Annotated in this window: 1 protein-coding gene; it reads right to left on the bottom strand. The window is 49.4% G+C overall.

The window, feature by feature from the left end; all coding sequences use genetic code 11:
* The coding region (locus tag CA600_RS31490; protein ID WP_179281796.1) for a hypothetical protein at positions 1–271 on the bottom strand (271 nt) is incomplete at both ends.

Genomic DNA, 271 nt, shown 5'->3' with positions numbered 1-271 from the left:
CCGATTCATTATTGGATGAATCCTTAGCGGTAATCACGAAACGATACGTTCCTGCGCGCAAATCACCGACATTAGCTGCATTCACAGATCCGTCTGCTTCACTGGTGCCTAATGCGATAGCTGTTCCTAATTCATCGGCATCTACTTCACCGTTCTCATTCGTATCCGTCCACAGATAGGCTTGAACTGCTGCTCCTTGCTCTCCAATAGCTCCCGCTAACCCGCGAAGCTGATCTTGTGTCCCGTTGTAGTTATCCACCGCCTCGAACTT

Origin of the sequence: Paenibacillus sp. VTT E-133280, assembly GCF_002264385.1 — a bacterium.
Lineage (GTDB): Bacteria > Bacillota > Bacilli > Paenibacillales > Paenibacillaceae > Paenibacillus_AQ > Paenibacillus_AQ nitricinens.
Note: the sequence above shows the minus strand (reverse complement) of the source record. Positions and strands in the feature narration are given on the sequence as shown.